Below are 15581 nucleotides of genomic sequence, written 5' to 3' on the forward strand. Positions count from 1 at the left end.
GTCTGGTCAGCCCTTCCAGAGGGCGAGCATCATCGCCTCGACGGCGATCCGGGGCTTGACGTTCGCCTCGATCGCGGCCCGGCAGGCCAGGACCGCCTCCAGGCGACGCAGCGCGCCGTCGGCATCCCACTTGCGCGCCCCCGCCTCAGCGACCGCGGCAGTGTCGGTGTGTACCGGTTCGACCGGAGCGTCCAGCGCCATCGTGAGTGCGTCGCGGTAGAAGCCGGCGAGGTCCACCAGCGCCCGGTCCAGGGCATCCCGCTGCGCCCGAGTGGCCCGGGACTTCTGCCGCCGCTCCAGCTCCTTGACCTGACCAGCGGCGCCCCGAAACGCGCTGGCCGCTCGCCGGCCGGTGCCGCCCGCGCCGAGAGCCGTCTCCAACGCGGCCCGTTCGGCGGCGTCGGTGTCTGCCACCAACGCCGCGGCCTCCGCCTCGGCGGCTCCGATCAGTGCGGCGGCGGCATCGATCGCCGCACCCACCCCGGTGAGCTGACGGGGTACCGCGAGCACCGCCTCCCGGCGGGTACGCGCCTGTGGGTCCCGGGCCAGCCGCCGGGCCCGCCCGACGTGCCCCTGGGCCGCGGCGGCCGCCCAGTCCGCCACGTCGGGCTCGACGCCATCCCGCCGAACGAGCACCTCGGCGACCGCCGCCGGCGCGGGCTGCCGCAGGGGTACGACCCGGCAGCGCGACCGGATGGTCACCGAGATGTCGTCGGGGTGGATGGACGGCGCGCAGAGCAGGAAGACCGTTCGCGGGGGCGGCTCCTCCACCGCCTTCAACAGGGCGTTGCCGGCGGCCTCGGTAAGCCGGTCCGCGTCCTCGATGACCACCACCTGCCACCGCCCGCCGGAGGGGGTACTGGCGGCGCGGAGCACCAGGGCGCGCATCTCGTTGACGCCGATGGAGAGCCCCTCTGGTACCACCAGCCGGACATCGGCGTGGGTGCCGGCCATCGTGGTGTGGCAGCCGGCGCAGGTGCCGCAGCCACTGCCATCCTCGCACTGGAGAGCGGCGGCGAAGGCTCGCGCGGCGACCGACCGACCCGACCCGGGCGGCCCGGTGAAGATCCAGGCGTGCGTCATCCCCGCCCCCGGTTCACGCTCCGCCGGCTCGGCCGCACCGGCCTGCCCCGGGTCGCTCCCGGCGGCGGGAGCCGAGTCGCCACCAGGGGCCGGATCCGGATCGCCACCGGAGATCGGAGCCGCGTCGCCACCAGAGGTGGGAGGCGGGTCAGCCGAGTCGGTCTGAGCCGCCAGATCGGGCCGCCCGGCACGGAGCACGGCGGCGGCGTCTGCGGCGGCCCGCCGCAGCACGTCCACCGCCTCGCCCTGGCCGACCAGGTCGGCGAAGACGCCTGACATCAGGTCCGACGCTCCATCGTCACCAGCTTCGGGTCGGATAACTCGGAGTGGACCGCGGCGTCCGGCCCGCTCCCCGCCGGCGGGTTCTGCCTACTCACCGTGGGTGCGTTCGCCGCTGGCCCACTCACCGCCGGCGGGTTCGGTCCGCCGGCCTGGGCGCCGAGCAGTTCGGTGACCCGCCGAGCCACCTCGTCACCGATCTCGTCGGTTGGCCGGGCGGCATCCAGCACCAGGTAGCGCTTCGGATCGGCGGCGGCAAGGTCGAGGAACGCGTACCGGACCCGTTCGTGGAAGCTGACCGACTCGGCCTCCAGGTGGTCGGGGGGCCCGCTCCGGGCAGCCACCCGGGATAGCCCGGCATGCGGATCAATGTCCAGGAGCACCACCAGGTCGGGCTTGAGCCCACCGGTCGCCCAGGAGGAGAGCCACGAGACCTCGTCAACGGGGAGCGTCCGCCCCGCGCCCTGGTAGGCCAGGGATGAGTCGATGTAGCGGTCGCTCGCTACGACGGCGCCCCGGAGCAGCGCCGGCCGCACCACGGTGGCCACGTGATGGGCCCGGTCGGCGGCGTAGAGCAGCGCCTCGGCGCGGGGGGAGGGCACCTCGGAACCCGGCTGGCCGAGCAGCAGGGACCGGATTCGCTCGCCGACCCCGGTGGCGCCGGGCTCGCGGGTGACCACCACATCCCGCCCCTGGTCCCGCAGTTGCGCGGCGAGCAGGGCGAGCTGGGTGGACTTGCCGGCTCCCTCGCCCCCCTCGAAGACCACGAACAGCCCAGCGGAGGCGAACGGCTCGGCCGGCGTCAGCGGTCGCCCGCGCATCGAACCCCACAGGTCGGCCAGGACGGGAACGCCCTTCTTGTCGTCCATCTGCCCGAACGCACTGACTCCAGCGAAGATGCCCGCCAACCCCGCGGCGAGCAGCAGCAGCCGGGTAGACGAGATCGAGATCCCCAGATTGGCGATTTCGAAGCGGCGGGAGCCACCAACCCCGGCGAGCAGGCTACTCAGCGCGATGGCCAGGATCAGCACCAGCCGGGTACCGATCTGCACCACCGCGAAGACCCGCCCCCGCACCTCGTCGGCGATCTCGCCACCGAGCAGCGTGGTGCCGGCGAGGAAGGCCATGCCAGCGCCCGCGCCGACCAGGACCGCACCCACCATCGCCATGGAGAGGTGGATGGCGAAGGCCAGGGTCATCACCGCGGCGCTGGCGAGCACGATGCTCATGCCGAACCAGCGCCGCCGGGACATCTCCTTGACGATCATCGGGCCGAGCCCGATGCCGATCGACAGGCCGATGAAGATGGCCCCGAACAACAGGTAGAAGGCGGCGTCACCGGCACCGAGCGAGTTGGCGAAGAAGCGGGCCGTGCCGATCACGATGCCACCGCCGGCGAAAGCGCCGAAGATGCCCAGCACCAGACCCCGGACCAGCGGGGTCTGGCCGATGAACCGCCAGCCGTCCTTGAACTGGCGCAGCATGCTCTGCTCGGTCTGGTCCCGCTCGGCAGCGGGGCCCTGGCTGATCTCCCGGATGCCGTACGCGACCACCACGGCGGTGGCGAGCCGGGAGAGCGCGTTGAACCAGAGCGCGAGCTGGGCCGGCTCGGCCCAGTCCGGGGCGGTACCACCGGTGGCGGCCCGGACCACGCCGTCCAGTGCGGCGAGGACGATCGCCGCGACGACCGGGGTGAGGCCGTACGTGGTGATCAGCGTGAGCTGGTTGGCCGCTTCGAGCCGGGCCCGCGGGATCAGGTTCGGGACCGCGGCCTCCTTGGCCGGAATCCAGAGCAGGGTGATCGACTCGATCAGGAACGTGGCGATCGTGGCCCACCCGACCACCACCGCGCCGCTCGCGCCCAGGACGGCGACCAGCGGAATCGAGGCGAAGAGCAGGAACCGCAGCAGGTCGCAGATGACCATCGTCCAGCGGCGGTCGAACCGGTCGGCGAAGACGCCGGCGACCGGGCCGAGGACCAGCGCCGGCAGCAGCCGGATCGCGATGACCGTGCCGAACGCCGCGCCCTTGGCGGTGCTTCCCTCTACCTGAGAGGCGGCGAAGACGGAGGTGGCGAGCAGGCCGAACCAGTCACCGAACGAGGCGGCACCGAGCACGATCCAGAGCCGCCGGAAGGGGCGGATGCGCAGGACCGAACGGATCGCGGCATAGCCCGAGTGGTCGGGTTGGCTAGCCGGCGCCGCGGTCCCGGACGGGCCCGCCGGTCCGGATCCGGCGGCGGATGACGAACCCTTGGCCGACTCGCCGTTCTGCTGGCTTTTGATGGCCGTACCTCCACGTGGCGACCCATTACTGGGCGGTCTCGGTGCAACACTCTAGCCCTGGCCCGATGGCATCCCGCTATGACATTCCCCTGCTCGCCGAGCCTAGGCAGGGGTGTCCACCGCCCGCAGCCCGCCCGCGGCGAGGTGCTTGGGCATCGACCCCGGTGCGGCTAGCGTGCACCACGTGGCCCCCGACACCGCGGAACTGCGCGCCCGACTCGACCGCGCGACCGCCCACCTCGACCCGCCGTACGCGGTAGTTGATCTCCGGGCGTTCGACGCCAACGCCACCGCCCTCGCCGAGCGCGCCCGCGGTAAGCCGGTCCGCCTGGCCAGCAAGTCGGTACGCTGCCGGACACTGATCTCCCGGGCCCTGGCAACCCCCGGCTGGGCGGGCGTGTTGGCGTTCACCCTCGCCGAGGCGCTCTGGCTGGTCCGCCGCGGGATCACCGACGACGTGGTGGTGGCGTACCCCGCGACCGACCGGGCCGCCCTCGCCGAACTGGCTGGTGACCCGGCGCTCGCCACCGCGGTGACCCTGATGATCGACGATCCCGCTCAGCTCGATCTGGTGGACGCCGTCCGCGCCCCAGGTCGCCGACCCGAGCTGCGGGTCTGCCTGGACCTCGACGCCTCCTGGCGACCGCTGGGTGGGCGGCTGCACCTCGGGGTGCGCCGCTCGCCGGTGCATGATCCACGGGCGGCCGGCGCGCTCGCCGCCACCATCGCCAACCGACCGGGATTCCGGCTGGTCGGACTGATGGCGTACGAGGCGCAGATCGCCGGAATGGGTGACGCACCGCCGGGGCGGGCGCTGCTCGGCGCGGCGATCCGACTCGTTCAGCGCGGGTCGTACCGGGAGCTGCTGGCCCGCCGAAGTGCGGCGGTGGCAGCGGTCCGTGAACACGCCGAACTGGAGTTCGTCAACGGTGGCGGCACCGGCAGCCTGGCCGTCACCAGCGCCGACCCCGCGGTCACCGAGGTCGCCGCGGGCTCCGGGCTGTACGGACCAACGCTCTTCGACACCTACCGGGCTTGGCGCCCGGCCCCCGCCGCCTTCTTCGCCTGCGCGGTGGCCCGCCGGCCAGCGCCCGGCTACGCCACCGTGCTCGGCGGTGGCTGGATCGCCTCGGGGCCGGCCGAACGCAGTCGCCTCCCCCGCCCGGTCCTCCCGGCCGGCCTCCGGTTGGTCGGCGCGGAGGGCGCTGGCGAGGTGCAGACTCCGCTGACCGGCCGCGCCGCCGACACGCTCCGGATCGGCGACCGGGTCTGGTTCCGGCACGCCAAGGCCGGCGAGCTCGCCGAACACGTCAACGAGCTCCATCTGGTGGAGTCGGAGACCGTCGGGACGGCCGCCGCCTCGTACCGCGGTGAGGGGTGGGCCTTCCTCTGAGGGGGCCGCACCACCGACGCCGGGGCCGGAGCCCGCCGCCCGGACCGGCTACGGACGATCCGGGCGGCGGGCTCTGATCAGGCTGGCTGGGCGGCCTCCACCGGCCGGTCCACGCCCCCCCGAGCGTCAACCTGGCGGTACAGGTACTCCCGAATCAAGGCCTTCGCCTCGACCAGCACCCGGTCATCGCCCTCCTGCCGCCGGCGGAACGCCAGCTTTATGAGCGCATCAGCGCCCTCGACCGCGATCTCGAGATGGAACTGGAGCTCCGGGACGTCGGTGAGTCCGAAGCGCTCGGTGAGGACGCGGGCCAGCTGATCCGCGATCACCCCGTTGTTGTCCCGCTGCTCATCGAGCAGGTGCAGGTCGACCACGTCGCCGAAGTGCAGGGTACGAAACCCGGGAACGGTGCGGTGCATCGTGATGTACTCGTCGATCGCCGCGTCAACCCCATCCCACCAGTGGGTCAGGTCGTTCGAGGCGAACCTCTCGTCGAGCCGCTGGAGATAGGACTCCATCGTGCGCAGGGTCAACGCCTGCACGATCGCCCGCTTGTCCGGGAAGAACTGATAGACCGACCCAATCGCCACCTCGGCGCGCTCGGCGAGCAGCGTCGTGGTCAGCCCCTCGTACCCCACCTCGTCGACGAGCTCCGCACAGGCGTCCAGCATTCGCTGGACGCGAGCGACACTTCGACCCTGCACCGGTACGCGGCGCAGCGGCCCGGTCGTGGCGGCTGGTGTAGACACTCGCCACCCCCCTTCGACGGATGAACATATCTGCACGTCACGAGTCCGTGACTACCGGTACAACGAGCGGAACTCGATTGCGGTATTTACCAGGCACAACGTTCCTGATATGAAGTCACTTCATATTCACTTCGAGGAGCGTCCATGGTCGCTACCAAAGGCTCCGTCAGTGCCTGGTCCAACTGGGCCGGCAATCAGCATGGCACCGCCACCAGCGTGCTACGCCCCACCTCAAGCGCCGAAATCGCGAATGCGGTCCGGGCCGCCGTAACAACCGGAGAGCGGATCCGCCCGGTCGGCAGCGGCCACTCCTTCACCCCCGTCGCCCTAACCGACGATGGTCATCGGATGGAGCTGACGGGCCTGGCCGACGAGGTGCGGGTCGACCTCGACCGCCGGCTGGTCACGGTACCCGCCGGCACCACGCTGCGCACCCTCAACCGACTGCTCGCCGGATACGGCCTGGCCCTGCCCAACCTCGGTGACATCGACGCGCAGACCGTAGCCGGCGCGATCTCGACCGGCACCCACGGCACCGGCACCCAGTACGGTTGCCTATCCACCTTCGTCACTGCACTCACCCTGGTCACCGGCGTCGGCGAGGTGCTGCACTGCTCCGCCGACGAACACCCGGATGTCTTCGCCGCCGCCCGGGTCTCACTCGGTGCCCTCGGCGTCCTGGTTGACGTCACCCTGAGCTGCGTGGACGCATTCGTGCTGCACGCCCACGAGCGTCCCGCCCCGCTGGCCGGAGTGCTGGCCGAGTTGCCCGAGCTGGTAGAACGGCACGACCACGTCGAGTTCTACTGGTTCCCCTACACCGATCGGGTCCAGGTCAAGAGCAACGACCGGGTGCCCGTGAACGATCGCCCGCTGCCGCACTGGCACCGCTGGCTCAACGACGAGTTCCTGTCCAACACGGTTCTCGCCGGGGCCTGCCGGCTCGGCCGGGCCGTACCGGCACTCGCCCCCAGCATCAGCTCCGTCGCCGCGCGGGTGCTCACCGAACGCCGCTACACCGGCCCCTCCGACGCGGTCTTCTGTAGCCCACGTCGGGTCCGCTTCGTCGAGATGGAGTACGCGCTGCCCCGCGAGGCCCTAGCCCCGGCTCTGGCCGACCTACGTCGGATCGTGGACCGGCTGCCGGTCAAAGTCCTCTTCCCGGTCGAGGTCCGGTTCAGTGCCGCCGACGATGTCTGGCTCTCGCACGGCTACGGCCGGGACTCCGCGTACCTCGCCGTCCACCAGTACGTGGGGATGCCGTACGAGCCGTACTTCCGCGCCTTCGAAGAGCTGGCCGAAGGGCTTGGTGGCCGGCCGCACTGGGGCAAGCTGCACTGGCGCGACGCAGCCTCCCTGGCCCCCGCCTACCCCAAGTGGGACAGCTTCCAGGCTGTCCGCGACCGGCTCGACCCACACCGGGTGTTCGCCAGCGAACACCTGTCCCGCGTTCTCGGCTGATCGCACCCGACCCGACCCGCCTCGGCTGACCGCATCCCGGGCGCCCGTCCCGCCGCCTCGGCTGACCGCACCCCCGGCCCCTCCCGCCGCCTTGGCTGACGGCGGGCCGGAGGATGCGTCACTCGGCCGCGCTGCCCGCCCGCTTCGGCTTCGCCTGCTTGGCCGCGGTGCTCTTCGCCGTCGCCGTCTTTTTGGCCGCCTTGGTCGCCGCGGCGGTCTTCTTCGTCGCCGCAGCTTTCTTGGCCGGCGTCGCCTTCTTGGCCGGCGCGGCCTTCTTGGCCGCCTTCTTCCGCGGCGCCGGGCCCTTCGCCCGCTTCTCGGCGAGCATCTCCGACGCCTGCTCCAGGCTCAACGCCTCCGGCGTCTGCCCCCGCCGCAACGAGGCGTTGGTCTCCCCATCGGTCACGTACGGTCCGAACCGGCCGTCCTTAATGACCAGCGGCTTCTCCGTCAACGGGTCGGCGCCCAACTCCCGCAGCGGCGGCGCGGGAGCCCGACGCTGCCGGGTCTTCGGGGCGGCCAGCAGCGCCAGCGCCTCGTCCAGCGTGACCGTGAACATCTGCTCTTCGGACTCCAGCGACCGGAACTCCTCGCCCCGCTTCACGTACGGGCCGTAGCGGCCGTTGTTGGCGAAGACCTCGTTGCCCTCCGGGTCAACGCCGACCAGCCGAGGCAGGCTCAACAGCCGCAGCGCCTCGCCGAGGGTGAGGGCGTCCGGCGACTGGGAACGCAGCAGGGACGACTTGCGCTCCCCACTGGCAACATAGGGGCCGAACCGACCAGACTTGAGCAGAATCGGCTCGCCGGTGGCCGGGTCCTCTCCGAGCTTGCGCTCACCGCCGCCACCGAGGAACAGCTCGTGCACCTTCTCCGGGGTCAACTCATCGGGGGCCAGCCCCTCCGGAATCGGAGCCCGATCGCCCTGACCAGCGCCCTCCTCACCGTCGGCGGCGGCGGCCGCTTCCCCCGGCAACTCCCGCTGCAGGTACGGCCCGTAACGGCCCACCCGGACGACGACCGGCCGCCCGTCCTCATCAGTGAAGAGCGGAATCGAGTTGACGCTCCGCGCGTCGATCTCGCTCAGGTTCTCGGTGACCAGCTTCTTCAGCCCACCGGAGCGGGCAATGTCCTGGTCCCCGGCGCCGTTGGTGGTGCCGAAGTAGAACGCGGTGAGGAAGTCCACCGCCGCGTGGTCGCCACCGGCGATCTCGTCCAGCTCGTTCTCCATGCTGGCGGTGAAGCCATAGTCGATCAGGCGCGGGTAGTGCCGCTCCATCAGCCCGACCACGGCGAAGGCCAGGAACGACGGGATCATCGCCTGGCCACGCTTGACGACATACCCCCGGTCCTGGATGGTCTGCATGATCGACGCGTAGGTGGAGGGGCGGCCGATGCCCAGCTCCTCCAGCGCCTTGACCAGGGACGCCTCGGTGTAGCGGGCGGGCGGCTGGGTGTGATGCCCCTGCGCGGCGAGTTGCTCGCCGGTGAGCGGCTGGTCCTTCACCAACGTCGGCAAGCGCCGCTCGGCATCCTCTGCCTCGGCGTTCTCGTCGTCGCTGGACTCCACGTAGGCACGGAGGAAACCCGGGTCGGTGATGGTTTTTCCGGAGGCGCCGAAGTCCGCCTCCTCACCGGCCGCCGTGACGGCACGGATCCGCACCGAGACGCTGGAACCCACGGCATCGGTCATCTGCGACGCGATGGTGCGCCGCCAGATCAGCTCGTAGAGCTTGTACTCCTCAACCGACAGCTCGTTGCGCAGCTCACCAGGAGTGCGGAAGGTGTCACCCGCGGGGCGGATCGCCTCATGCGCCTCCTGCGCGTTCTTCACCTTGCCGGTGTAGCGACGCGGCTCCGGCGGAACGCTACGTTCCCCGTACAGCTCGACGATCTGCTGCCGAGCCGCGGTGATGGCGGTCTCCGACAGGTTCACCGAGTCGGTACGCATATAGGTGATGTAGCCGTTCTCATAGAGCCGCTGCGCGGTGCGCATCGTCTGCTGCGAGGAGAAGCGCAGCTTGCGGGCCGACTCCTGCTGCAGCGTCGACGTGATGAACGGCGCGTACGGGCGGCGACGGTACGGCTTCTCCTCGACCCGGGTGACCGTGAACGGCCGATCCGCCAGCCGGGCAGCCAGCCCCTGGGCCCCACCCTCGTCCAGGTGCACCACGCCGGCGCCGGGGCGGACCCGCCCGGTGGTCGGCTCGAAGTCCTTGCCAGTAGCGATCCGGTCACCGTTGAGCGCGACCAGGGTGGCGTTGAAGGTCCGGGGTCCCTCGCCGGGCTGTTCGGCGGCGAGCGTGGCGAGGATGTCCCAGTACTCGGCGGTGCGGAACGCCATCCGCTGCCGCTCCCGCTCGACCACGATACGAGTCGCCACCGACTGCACCCGGCCCGCCGAGAGCTTCGGCATGACCTTCTTCCACAGCACCGGGGACACCTCGTAGCCGTACAACCGGTCGAGGATGCGACGGGCCTCCTGGGCATCAACCAGATCACGGTCGATCTCCCGCGGATTCGCCACAGCGGCCCGGATCGCCGCTTTGGTGATCTCGTGGAAGACCATCCGCTTGACCGGAACCTTCGGCTTGAGCGTCTCCACCAGGTGCCAGGCGATCGCCTCGCCCTCCCGGTCCTCATCCGTTGCCAGGAGGATCTCGTCAACCTCCCGGGCCAGCTTGGTCAACTTGCTGATCTGCTGCCGGCGGTCGGACGAGACGACGTAGAGGGCGTGGAAGCCGTTGTCGACATCGACGCCGAGCCGGGCCCACGACTCACCCTTGTACTTCGCCGGCACATCGGCGGCGTTCCGCGGCAGGTCGCGGACGTGCCCGAAACTGGCCTCCACGACGTACCCCGGGCCGAGGTAGCCCGAGATCGTCTTGGCCTTCGCCGGGGACTCGACGATGACCAGGCGGGTGGTTCCAGCATTGCTCGGCACGTCTCTCTCCGACCTCACTTCCGCATCACGACCGCTGTGGCGCCCGGTACGAGGCGCATTGACCCCGCCGATACCCCAACAGTCCGGATGTCCAACGTAACGCGTCGTCCGGGATTCCGGTTTCGTGGGCGACCAACACCGGAGGGACCCGACCCGGCGTCACCGTACACTGCCCGTAGACCTGACCACCGCTTCCCGTGACGAACAGGACCCAACGCACCCGGTCGGGGCAGCGGTGTCATCGGGGGAAGCCGCCGCGCGATCCATCCGACGCCGCAGTCGTGTCCCGCTGTTCAACCGCGGTGCGGCCAGGCCGCACGGGGCACGGTCGGGGGCGGGTCGCCGACCAGTTCGGCGAAGCGGTTCAGCAGTCGGCGTCCGGTGATCCGGTAGGCCGGGCCATCCGGGCCCGGTTCCGGCACCGCGGGCAACCCCACCGCGGCGAGCGCCGCCCCCACCGGCACCACCCGCTGGTCGGCGGCCGGCCCAAGGCGAAGCAGGACATCGGAGTCGGCCATTGAACCGGCCGCGACGAGCCACAGCCGTAACCCTCGCCCATCCAGATAGAAAGCGTCGGGGGGGCGCTTCGCCGGGCCCTGCAGCCACGCCGCAACGAGCGGCTTCAGCACCCTCGTGTACGCCGTCCGCACGGTGTGCCGTCCACCGCCCACCGCCGCCCAACTCGTGGGGAGGCGTCGCGCCTCCAACTCGGCGACCAGCACGTGCACCCGCCAGGCATCGTCAACCACCACGGCCAGGCGGGCGGTACCCCCCATTACGGAGACCTCGGCGGGCCCGGCCAGCAGGCCGGCCAGGTCGGCGACGGCGGGTTCAGCGGCCTCGGCGCCGAAGAAGGCGAGCTGACGACCCGCGTCGTTGGTTCGGCCGGCGGCCATCCCCCGACGCGCTGTCCGGTCGGTGTCGCCTCGGGTGGCGGGCGGGGCCAGCTCGGGCGCCGGGAATAGCCCCGGCGCCGCCTCCCCGTCCACCGGCCCGGTCAACGGCACTCGGAGACCTCGGCGAAGGCGCGTCTCAGCTCCTCCGAGTTGAGGTTACTGGCGTCCAACGCGCTGGCCTCGTACTCCTGGTTCAGGGTCTGGACCGCATCCCGCACCCCGTCGTAGAAGACCGGGGGCTGGCTCGTGCTGAGGCGGTCGATCGAGTCCCGGGCCGTGGAGTACGCGTCCCGCATCTGCGCCAGCGACGTGCGGAATCTCGCGGACACCTCGGCGCCCTGCTCCGCATTGGGGACGCCGGCCTGCTCTACCCGACGCCGCGCCGTCTCGCTGGCCCGCGCCGCCCCGTCGAAGAGCCGCACGAGGTTCTCCTTGGCCTGAGCCGGACTAGTCTGGGCAGTCATCTGCTGGTCGGTACTACTGGTGAGCTTCCTGATCTCAGCTCGCCAGGGGGTCAGGGCGGAGCAGACCGAGGTCGCCCACGCCCCGGGACTCGGCCCACCTCCGCACCCGGCGGTCAGGACAACCGTAGCCAGCATCGCCGCCAGCCTTCCGGCTGCCGCCCGGCACACACGCATGCGTTGCAGCGTACGGTGTCGCGCTGCGTTGTACTGCGATCAGGTTCGCCGGACGCAGACGCGCCGGCCCGACCGCAGCTTTCCGCACCCGCCGCCCTCCCGACGTGGGCCGGGAGGGCGGCGGGTGCGCTGCGGTGCGGACTGTCAGGCGCGGACCGCCGCTGGACGTTGCTCCGAGCTGCCCGTGCCCGACCCCGGGTCAGACATCGATACGCCCTGGCGCTTACTGAACACCACGGAGGCGACAATGATCAGGGTCGCGACCACGGCGATCGAGATCCGCAGCCCGGTGTTGCGGTCGTCGCCCACACTCCAGGCCACCACGGCCGGCGCGATCAGCAGCGAGACCAGGTTCATCACCTTGATCAGCGGGTTGATCGCCGGGCCGGCGGTGTCCTTGAACGGGTCACCGACGGTGTCACCGATGACGGTCGCGGAGTGCGCCTCGGAACCCTTACCGCCGTACGCGCCATCCTCGACCATCTTCTTGCTGTTGTCCCAGGCGCCGCCGGAGTTGGCCAGGAAGACGGCCATCAGGGTGCCGGCACCGATCGCCCCGGCCAGGTACGACGCGAGCGCGCCCGGTCCGAGCCCGAAGCCGACCGCGATCGGCGCCAGGATCGCCAGCAGACCGGGGGTCATCAGCTCCCGCTGCGCGTCCCGGGTGCAGATGTCGACGACCTTGCCGTACTCGGGGCGCTGGCTGCGATCCATGATCCCGGGCAGTTCCCGGAACTGCCGGCGAACCTCCATGACCACCGCCCCGGCCGAGCGGGACACAGCGTTGATGGCCAACCCGGAGAAGAGGAAGACCACCGCGGCGCCGATGATGAGACCGACCAGGTTCCGTGGGTTCGCCACATTCAGCGAGTTGAGGATCTCGCCGCCGACGTCGGTGATGCCCGCGTCGGCGTACGCGATGCGCAGCGTGTCGGTGTACGAGCCGAAGAGCGCGGTCGCAGCCAGTACCGCGGTGGCGATCGCGATGCCCTTGGTGATCGCCTTGGTGGTGTTACCGACCGCGTCCAACTCGGTCAGCGTGCGGGCGCCGTCCGCATCGATGTCGCCGGACATCTCCGCCACGCCCTGGGCGTTGTCCGAAATCGGACCGAAGGTGTCCATCGCAACGATGACGCCGACCGTGGTGAGCAGCCCGGTACCGGCCAACGCGACCGCAAACAACGACAGCGTGATGGAGCTGCCGCCGAGCAGGAAGGCGCCGAAGACGCCAGCCCCGATCAGCAGCGCCGAGTAGACCGCGGACTCCAGCCCGACGCCGATGCCGGCGAGGATGACGGTGGCCGGGCCGGTCTGTGAGCTGCGGCCGATGTCCTGCACCGGACGACGGTCGGTCTCGGTGAAGTAGCCGGTCAGCGCCTGAATCGCGGCAGCCAGCACGATACCGATGATGACCGCGCCGATGGCCACCACGCGCGGGTTCTGGTCAACGTCGGTCAGCCCCTGCGTCAACTCAGCGAAGCTGGCCGGCAGGTACGTCCAGGCCGCGATGGCAACCAGTACCGCGGAGATGAGCGCGGAGGCGTAGAAGGCCCGGTTGATAGCGGTCAGGCCGGAGCGATCCGAGGTGCGCAGCCGGGTGATGAAGACGCCGATGATCGCGACGATCACCCCGATGCCAGAGACGATCAGCGGGAATACCAGTCCCTGCTCACCGAAGGCGGCCCGGCCGAGGATCAGCGCGGCGACCAGGGTCACCGCGTACGACTCGAACAGGTCGGCGGCCATGCCGGCGCAGTCGCCCACGTTGTCGCCCACGTTGTCGGCGATGGTCGCGGCGTTGCGTGGATCGTCCTCGGGGATTCCCTTCTCCACCTTACCGACCAGGTCAGCGCCGACATCGGCGGCTTTGGTGAAGATGCCGCCTCCGACCCGCATGAACATGGCGAGCAGCGCGGCGCCGAAGCCGAAGCCTTCCAGCACGGTCGGGGCGTCGCTCCGGTAAAAGAGGACGACCAGGGCCGCGCCGAGGAGACCGAGGCCGACGGTGAGGAAGCCGACGACGCCACCGGTGCGGAACGCGATCCGCATGGCGGCCTCCCGGCCACCCGTCCGTTCCCGGGCTGCGGCGGCGACCCGCAGGTTGGCCCGGGTTGCCAGCCACATGCCGGCGCCTCCGATGAACGCGCTGAAGAGTGCGCCGATGACGAAGAAGGCCGATCGGCCGATCTTCACCGCGGTCTCGCTGCCGTCGGTCTCGTGCACCGGCAGCAGGAAGAGCAGCAGCACGGCGACGATTACAAAGATCGCCAGGGTACGGAACTGCCGGAGCAGGTACGCCGAGGCGCCCTCCTGCACCGCACCCGAGATTTCCTGCATATTGGTGGTGCCCCTGCCGGCGGCCAGCACGGTCCGTGTCAGCGCGGCGGCAAAAGCCAGCGCCACGGCCGCGATCACGGCGGCGAGAACCACGTACGTGACATTGCTCCCGGTGAGGGAGATCCCGCCGCCCTCGGCGGCCAAGGTGTCGGACATCTGTGTCCTCCTGTACCGAACGCTCGCGCCGACCGTGGAGACGCAGGGCCGACGCCTGGATGCGGTGTCGCAAGCACGCGCCAACCCACCGAGCGGACCAGCGATAGAGCACCGTTCCCGCTGGCTGCGGAAGGGTTCACTTGCTGACAACCCGGGTACTGTAGCCCTCCGCAGTGTCAGAGGTCACATCTAGTGGTCATCGTGTCGGAATGATCTTCGTCGCTGTGTTATGAGAAAAATTCTGATATAGCGAAGCGCCAATCGAGATCAAGGGGACAACTAGCCCGGCCCCCACCCAGGTCCAGGGCAAGGCTGCCCCCGCAGAGATCCGGTGTGACCAGGTCGGGCGAGCCGGAACCGGGCGAACTCAGGCCGGACAACGGGTCAGGCCGAACAACAGGTCGGGGCGGACAACAAGGTCGGGGCGGGATCGGGCCCGGCCGGAGCCGGATCTGGCCGGTTGGAGCTAGCGACCTGGTGACGCGCCAGCACGCTCAATGGCCGACCGGCCACACCATCCGCACCTCGGTGCCGACACCCCCGTCCGCCGGACGCACCAAGAGATCATCGACAAAGCCGGCGAGCAGCGCGAATCCGACGCCGGTGGTCAACGCGTCCTCGCTGAGTGATTCCCGGGCCAGTTCGTGCGGCGGTAACGCCGCAAGGTCGGCTCCCGCCTCGAGCGGCGCCCGGTCCACCACCCGGACGGCGTACGTCCCGTAATCGGACATCTCCATCCGCACCGGGTCAGGCAAGTTGTGCTGCTGGTGCAGCGCCACCGCCCGGGTGCACGCCTCACCGATCGCCAGTCGCACCTCGTCCAGCAGGCCCTGTCGGACCCCCGCGCGGCGCGCTACGGCGACACCGACCAGCCGCGCCGTGCGAACATGCACCGGCGCAGGCGAGAAAGAGAGACGGACCACGGCCATCACGCGCCGGTCGCCGCGTCAACCGTCGGATACAGGGGGAATACCTGGTCAAGCGCGGTGATCCGGAAGATCTTCAGCAGTGGCTCCCGGTCGCAGACCAGAGCGAAGGAGCCACCGGCGGTCCGCAGCCGTTTGAGGGCACCCACCAGCACACCAAGCCCGGTGGAGTCGAGGAACTCGACTCGCCCCAGGTCAACCACGACGTGCTCAGCCCCGGCATCGATCAACTCGAGGAGTCTTTCCCTGAGCTGCGGGGCGGTGTAGACATCCACCTCACCGCCGACCACGACCACCGCAAACTCCCCCACGGTGCGCGTCGCCAGCGACAGCTCCATCAGACCCTCCTCGCAAGAGCCGTAAACTCTCCACGGGCATTCAACCATCACCGCCGGTGATACTGGCTACCACCAGTGCCCCATCCGGCAGGCGCTTCA

11 protein-coding genes are annotated in these 15581 nt (G+C 70.5%); 2 read left to right on the forward strand and 9 right to left on the reverse strand.

Annotated features, from left to right (window positions below):
* Positions 1 to 6: 6 nt before the first annotated feature.
* On the reverse strand, positions 7 to 1362 hold the full coding sequence (locus B116_RS0115460) for a DNA polymerase III subunit delta' (protein WP_027660602.1): 1356 nt from the start codon (positions 1360 to 1362) through the stop codon (positions 7 to 9).
* The gene (gene tmk / locus B116_RS0115465) at positions 1362 to 3479 is read right to left on the reverse strand and encodes a dTMP kinase (RefSeq protein ID WP_018720737.1); all 2118 of its coding nucleotides are present in this window, start codon (positions 3477 to 3479) and stop codon (positions 1362 to 1364) included. The genes B116_RS0115460 and tmk overlap by 1 nt, the downstream gene beginning before the upstream one ends.
* A 343-nt stretch (positions 3480 to 3822) precedes the next feature.
* On the opposite strand from tmk, the gene B116_RS0115470 reads away from it, so the two are divergent.
* Complete coding sequence (locus tag B116_RS0115470) at positions 3823 to 5040, forward strand: amino acid deaminase/aldolase (RefSeq protein WP_397540767.1); 1218 nt, start codon at positions 3823 to 3825, stop codon at positions 5038 to 5040.
* Positions 5041 to 5117: 77 nt separating this feature from the next.
* Here the strand turns inward: B116_RS0115470 and B116_RS0115475 are convergent, their stop codons facing one another.
* Positions 5118 to 5711 (reverse strand): TetR family transcriptional regulator, encoded by a 594-nt coding sequence (locus B116_RS0115475; RefSeq protein ID WP_018720739.1) that lies wholly within the window; start codon positions 5709 to 5711, stop codon positions 5118 to 5120.
* Between the two features lie 222 nt (positions 5712 to 5933).
* Between B116_RS0115475 and B116_RS0115480 the strand changes: the two genes are divergently transcribed.
* The gene (locus B116_RS0115480; protein WP_027660604.1) at positions 5934 to 7250 is read left to right on the forward strand and encodes a D-arabinono-1,4-lactone oxidase; all 1317 of its coding nucleotides are present in this window, start codon (positions 5934 to 5936) and stop codon (positions 7248 to 7250) included.
* A 118-nt stretch (positions 7251 to 7368) separates the two neighbouring features.
* Here B116_RS0115480 and topA read toward each other — a convergent pair whose 3' ends face one another.
* From topA to B116_RS0115510, 6 genes are all read right to left on the reverse strand, one after another.
* A complete protein-coding gene (gene topA / locus B116_RS0115485) occupies positions 7369 to 10191 on the reverse strand; it encodes a type I DNA topoisomerase (protein ID WP_027660605.1) in 2823 nt (940 codons plus the stop codon).
* Positions 10192 to 10484: 293 nt separating this feature from the next.
* Entirely contained in the window at positions 10485 to 11198 is a 714-nt protein-coding gene (locus B116_RS0115490) for a hypothetical protein (protein WP_027660606.1), read from the reverse strand.
* Entirely contained in the window at positions 11189 to 11725 is a 537-nt protein-coding gene (locus B116_RS0115495; RefSeq protein ID WP_026321437.1) for a hypothetical protein, read from the reverse strand. The genes B116_RS0115490 and B116_RS0115495 overlap by 10 nt, the downstream gene beginning before the upstream one ends.
* Positions 11726 to 11869: 144 nt before the next feature.
* The gene (locus B116_RS0115500) at positions 11870 to 14218 is read right to left on the reverse strand and encodes a sodium-translocating pyrophosphatase (protein WP_018720744.1); all 2349 of its coding nucleotides are present in this window, start codon (positions 14216 to 14218) and stop codon (positions 11870 to 11872) included.
* Between the two features lie 494 nt (positions 14219 to 14712).
* On the reverse strand, positions 14713 to 15147 hold the full coding sequence (locus B116_RS0115505; protein WP_018720745.1) for an ATP-binding protein: 435 nt from the start codon (positions 15145 to 15147) through the stop codon (positions 14713 to 14715).
* The gene (locus B116_RS0115510; RefSeq protein WP_018720746.1) at positions 15147 to 15482 is read right to left on the reverse strand and encodes an STAS domain-containing protein; all 336 of its coding nucleotides are present in this window, start codon (positions 15480 to 15482) and stop codon (positions 15147 to 15149) included. Before B116_RS0115510 ends, B116_RS0115505 begins: the two co-directional genes overlap by 1 nt.
* Positions 15483 to 15581: the final 99 nt, after the last annotated feature.

It is taken from the genome of Salinispora fenicalii (assembly GCF_000514815.1).
Classification (GTDB): Bacteria; Actinomycetota; Actinomycetes; order Mycobacteriales; family Micromonosporaceae; genus Micromonospora; species Micromonospora fenicalii.